Origin of the sequence: Actinosynnema sp. NPDC059797 (assembly GCF_042732085.1) — a bacterium.
GTDB lineage: Bacteria > Actinomycetota > Actinomycetes > Mycobacteriales > Pseudonocardiaceae > Actinosynnema.
Genome location: NZ_JBHWIE010000464.1, coordinates 1 through 4,892 on the forward strand (window position 1 = coordinate 1; position 4,892 = coordinate 4,892).

General features: G+C 75.9%; 2 protein-coding genes. One reads left to right on the forward strand and one right to left on the reverse strand.

What is annotated here, in order from left to right; translation table 11 throughout:
* The coding region (locus tag ACFV4N_RS39785; RefSeq protein WP_499677859.1) for a MupA/Atu3671 family FMN-dependent luciferase-like monooxygenase at positions 1-4,576 on the reverse strand (4,576 nt) is incomplete at its 3' end.
* Here ACFV4N_RS39785 and ACFV4N_RS39790 point away from each other — a divergent pair.
* Positions 4,554-4,892 (forward strand): hypothetical protein (locus ACFV4N_RS39790; RefSeq protein ID WP_499677860.1); only part of this gene is annotated, 339 nt, incomplete at its 3' end. The two genes, ACFV4N_RS39785 and ACFV4N_RS39790, sit on opposite strands and share 23 nt — an antisense overlap.

Below are 4,892 nucleotides of genomic sequence, written 5' to 3' on the forward strand. Positions count from 1 at the left end.
ACCCGGAGGTGAACAGCACGTAGGCCACGTCGTCCGGCGTCAGCGGGTGGCCGGCGACGGCGGGCGGCGGGGACGGCCGGTCGACCGGGATCGCGGGCAGCCCGCCGGGCGCCTCGACGCCGGTGGCGGTGACCACCGCCGCGACCCCGGCCTTGCGGACCATGTGCCCCAGCCGGGCCGGGGGCTGCTCCGGGTCCAGCGGCACGTACGGCACCCCGGCCAGGAGCGCGCCCAACGCGGCCGCCACCGCGTCCGCGCCCCTCGGCAGCAGCACCGCCACGGGCGCACCGGCAGGCACGCCCAGCCCGGCGATGGCGCCGGCCACTGCGGCGGCCCGGTCGCGCAGCTCCGCGCCGGTGGTCTCCCGCCCGTCCTCCACCACCGCCGCGGTCTCGCCGAGGCGGGCGGGCACGCCGTCGTGCAGCAGGGCCGGGCCGTGCGGCGGGGGGCCGCCGTCGGCCCAGGTGTCGAGCAGGGCGGCGTCGCCGGGGGTGAGCACGTCCAGCTCGCGCTGCGGCCGCTCCGGGTCGGCCACCGCCGCCGCGAGCACCCCCAGGTAGGTGTCCAGGACGCGGCGGGCGGTGGGTTCGCCGAACAGGTCCAGGGCGTGGTTCAGCCGGCAGCGCACGGTGTCACCGAGGTTGGTCAGGAACAGCACCAGGTCCACCGGCGCCCGGTCGACCGCCACGTCCACCAGGGTCGACCGCACGCCGGGCAGGTCCAGTTCGAAGGCGGCCTCGTTGTCGTACTCCACCACGGTGTCGAACAGCGGGTTGCGCAACGGGTCCGGGTTGCCGCCCAGCGCCCGCACGATCTCCGGGAAGGGCGCCTCCCGGTGCTCCTGGGCGCCGAGCACCTGTCCCCGCACCACCTTCAGCAGCTCGGCGAACGACGCGTCGTCGTCCACCGCGATCCGCAGCGGCAGCGTGTGCACGAAGAACCCGACCGCCCGCTCCGCGCCCTCCGGCCGGTGCGCGAACGGGGTGCCCACCACCAGGTCGGTCCGCCCGCCGAGCACCCGCAGCGCGACGGCCCACCCGGCGAGCAGCGCCATGAACGGCGTCACCCGGCACCGGCGCGCCACCGCCCGCAGCGCCGCGGTCGCCCCGGCGTCCAGCTCCGACCCGACCGACCCGCCCCGGCCGGACGGCTCCCGCGGGCGGGGGTGGTCGGTCGGCAGGTCGAGTTCGCGCGGCGCGCCGGCCAGCAGGTCGGTCCAGTAGGCCAGCGCCTCCGGGGACGGCGGCCTCGGCGCGGGCAGCGGGTCCACGGCGGGCAGGGCGATGTCGGCGCCGGTGGCGGCGGCCCGGTAGACCTCGGCGACCTCCTCGGTCAGCACCGCCGCCGACACGGTGTCGATCACCAGGTGGTGCATCCGCAGCACCAGCAGGTGCCGGTCGGCGTCGAGGCGCACCAGGTACGGCTCGAACAGCGGTCCGCGCGCCACGTCGAACGGCGTCGCGGCCTCCCGCTCGACCACCCGCCGCGCCGCCTCCTCCACCGGGGCCCCCGGGTCCTCGCGCACCGGCAGCGCGGACCCGGCCGGCGCGGCGACGACCCGCTTCAGCTCGCCGCCGAGGTCGTGGAAGGTCGACCGCAGGCCGTCGTGCCGGGCGGTGACCGCCGTCAGCGCCGTGCGCAGCGCCTCGGTGTCCAGCTCGCCCTCCAGCGCCACGACGACCGTCTCGTTGTGGGTGGGCCGTCCGGGGAGGGCCTGCTCGACGTACCAGATCTGCTGCTCGGTCGGGCTCGCGGCGCGCACGTCGGCGGCCGGCGCCCCGGCCGGCATCCCTGCCGGCGCCTCGGCGAACCTCCCGCGCAACGCGTCGATCCAGGGCAGCCCGGCGGTGATCCGCGCGGGCGGCAGGCCGAAGTCGACGAAGCACGCCACCTCGTCCACGCCCAGCCCGGCCAGCCTGCCCACGATCGGCGCGGCGTCGTCCGGCGTGCCGATCAGCGCCCGGTCGGCGCAGTAGCGCTCGTAGGCGCGGGACAGCAGGTACTCCAGGTCCTCGGGGTCGGTGTGCTCCAGGTCGATGGAGAAGCCGAGGCTGTTGGTCACCTGGCCGAACAGCGACAGCGACGAGCGCAGGTAGTCGCAGAACGGCCCGAAGGCCTCGGCGCGGACCCGCTCGGTGTCGTCGCCGAGGTAGGTGTGCAGCAGCAGCACGACCCGCCCCGCGGCCGGGTCGAGCCCGACCTCGGCCCGGGTGCGCCGGTACCGGGCGATGTTGTCCGCCAACTGCTCCACGCCCTGCGCCATCAGGTTGGTGATGACGCCGAACCCGCCGCGCGCGGCCCGCTCGTAGCTCTCGGGGTTGCCGACGATCGCGGTGTAGAAGTCCGGCTCCGGCTGCACCGGGGTCGGGTGGAGCCTGACCTCCACCTCGTCGCCGTTCCCCGCGGTCCTGGTCACCGCGTCGCCGCGCCACAGCGCGCGGATCACCTCCACGCCCTCGTACATGGCCTCCCGGTGCCTGCCGTAGACGCCGGGCGCCAGCACGAAGTCCCGCGCGTGCCACCCGCTCGCCACCCCGATCGACACCCGCCCGCCGGAGAGGTTGTCCACGACGGACCACTCCTCGGCGACCCGGATCGGGTCGTGCAGCGGCAGCACCACGCTGCCCGAGTGCAGCCGCACCCGGCTGGTCTGCGCGGCGATCGCGGCGGCGAGCACCGAGGGGTTGGGGAACACGCCGCCGAAGGAGTCGAAGTGCCGCTCCGGCAACCACACCGCGTGCAGGCCGCTGCGGTCGGCGAACCGGGCGGCGGACAGGATCGCGCCGTACTTGTCGCCGTCGCGGTCGCGCGGGTAGTCGCCGAAGAAGTACAGGCTGAAGTCCGGGGTCGTCCTCCCGACCTCAGTGGACACCGCCTCGACCGGCGCGGTCCGGGCGGCGGTCCGGGAGATCCGGGGCAGCGCGCGGCGCGGTGCGGGCGCCGGCGCGGGGCGGCCCGGCAGGAAACCGCCCCGGCGCAGGTCGTGCAGGGAGTTGCGGACCGCGTCGACGACGAAGTCCACGTCGGCGTCGGTGTGCGCGGTGGAGAGGAAGAAGTTGCGCCACTCCCAGACGTGCACGCCCTCCAGCACCAGGTGGTGGAACAGCAGCTCCAGGTTGCCCCGGTGGGCGAACCGGAACAGCGAGCCGAACCGGTGCACCGACAGCGGGAACCCCTCGGCGGCGAAGAATTCGTCGAGGGTGCTCGCCAGCCGCTCGGTGCGGGCGTTGACCGCCTCCTGCAGCCCGGGTCCCCGGTCGCGCAGGTGGGTCAGGACCGCCTTGGCCGCGACCATCGCCAACGGGTGCTGGATGTAGGTGCCGCCGAAGAAGGTCGTCTCCCCCTCGGGGACGCTGTCGTCGCCGTAGCGCCAGAAGCCGCCGTCGACCCAGTCCATGATGTCGGCGCGGCCCGCGATGGCGCCGATCGGGTAGCCGCCGCCGATCAGCTTGCCGTACGTCGCCAGGTCCGCCTTGACCCCGAAGACCCCCTGCGCGCCCCGGGGGTGCGGGCGGAAGCCGGTCAGCATCTCGTCGAACAGCAGCACGATGCCCGTCTCGTCGCACAGCCGCCGCAGGGCGCGCACGAACTCCACCGGCTGCCGCTGCGGGTACCGGCTGGGCACGGCCTCCAGCACGACGGCGGCGATCTCACCGGCGCGCCTGCGGATCACGTCGAGGCTCGCCTCGTCGCCGTAGGGCAGCACGACCGACTCGGCCACCGCCGACGCGGGCACCCCGGCCGACACCGGCACCGTCCGCAGCGCGTCGCCGTCGGGCACGGTCCGGCCCAGCACCGGGTCGAAGTGGCCGTGGTAGGAGCCGTCGAAGGTGACGATCTTCGTCCGCCCCGTGTACGCCCTGGCCAGCCGGAACGCCGCCGAGTTGGCCTCGGTGCCGGAGGTGGAGAACGCCACCCGGTCCAGGCCGGTCAGCTCGGCGAGGAGCTGGGCGGCCTCGCCGACCTCCGGGCCGCGCGGGCCGAGCCTCATGCCGTCGGCCTGGTAGGCGGCCACGGCGTCGGTGACGAAGTCGGGGTCGTGGCCGAACATCAGCACGCCGAAGCCCATGGTGATGTCGACGTAGGTGTTGCCGTCGACGTCTTCGAGGTAGGCGCCCTTGGCCCGGCGGGCGGCCAGCGGGTACAGGAGTTCCTTGGTGACGCCCCGGAACCCGACCACCGCCCGGCTGTCGGCCAGCGGTCGCCGGAAGCGCTGGGCGATGTCCTTGGAGGTCCTGGTGCGCGCGGTGTAGCGGGCGACGAGGTCGTCGAGGTGCTTCCGCTGGGCCGGGTCCAGCCGTCCGCCGGCCAGGCCGGAGCCCTTGGCGATCGTCGGGCGCGGGCCGAGCTGGGTGCCCTCGGCGGGTTGGGGTGCCGGGGTTCGGGGCTGTGCGGGCGCGGTGGTGGGGGCCGGCGCGGTGGTGGGGGTCGGAGCGAGGGCGTGGGTCGGCGCGATGGCGGGGGTCGGTGCAGGGGCGGGGGTGGCGGTCGGAGCGGGGGTGGCAGGTGCTGGGGTGGCGGGTGCGCCCGAGAGCAGGGCGAGCTGTTCGGACATGATCCGGGTGAACCGGTCCATCAGGTTCAGCTGCTCCCGCACCACGGCTTCGTGGCCGGTGGCGGGCGAGGAGGGCGCGGAGGGGGTGGGTGCCGGCGCGGGCAGGAGTTCCCGGATCATCGCCGCGGGCGCGGGCGGCGAGGTGAACGCGGGCGGCGGCGCGGAGGCGGGTGTCGGCGCGGGCGGCGGGACGGAGGCGGACAGCGCGGCGGGGGCGGGCGACGCGGCGGAGGCGGGCGGCGCGGCGGGCGCGGGTGTCGGGGCGGGCGCGGGCGCCGGGGTTTCGGGTACCGGTTCGGCGCGTCGGTCCGCCGACATCCGCTCGTTGATCCTGTCT